General features: G+C 52.0%; 1 protein-coding gene. It reads right to left on the reverse strand.

Going from position 1 to position 712, the window contains the following annotated elements; genetic code table 11:
- Window positions 1–169: 169 nt before the first annotated feature.
- Window positions 170–712: hypothetical protein (locus XCSCFBP4642_RS0107870; protein ID WP_029219307.1), on the reverse strand; the 543-nt coding region annotated here is incomplete at its 5' end.

Genomic DNA, 712 nt, shown 5'->3' on the forward strand with positions numbered 1-712 from the left:
AAAACATGCCGAAAACGGCAAAAAACCGGGGGTTTGAGCGCCCTCAGCGCGGCGGATGTGGCGTGTTTCGTTTTCCGGCTGCGTTGATCAGACCATCCCTAACGTCTACGCGGCCTCCGCCATAGGAATATCACGCCGTGATACCGGGGAAAAGTGTGGAGGCTGAAGGTTATCGGCAGATTTCTCGCACTCGCTTCAAAAATTGGGCGAACTCAACGAGGAGTGTCTTATCGTCCGGATCAAGTCCATCGGGATCGAAATGCATCACGTCGTTGCGTATGATCCTGATTCGGTCCAGCTGCTTTACGAACTCGTGACGGTCAATTTTGATGGACAACTTATTCCAGTTGTTCTCGTTTTGAAGGAGTCGCACGTATTCGCCAAATGTCAGATCGCTTGGACGCTCGATTGTTCTACTTGCATCGCCATCCGCACGTGCGGCTTGTAACTCCGTAGCGCTGAAGCGGCCGTGCATGAGGTGACGAATTCCGTTTTCAATCTCACCAACCAGTAGAAAAGGTTCGGACATCATCCGAAACTGTGAACTGAAATCACTTGCAGTCACTAAGCCGCCGATCTTCCTGTCATTTTTTTGGACCAGAACATAGTCATGTTTGGTAACCTGATTAGCCCCATCCCTCAGCCATGGAAGTTGCTTGCCATACGCAAAACGCGTTCTGGGCAAGGTGTGCAGCGCAGCAGCGCCGTCGCC

Source organism: Xanthomonas cassavae CFBP 4642 (genome assembly GCF_000454545.1).
Classification (GTDB): Bacteria; Pseudomonadota; Gammaproteobacteria; order Xanthomonadales; family Xanthomonadaceae; genus Xanthomonas; species Xanthomonas cassavae.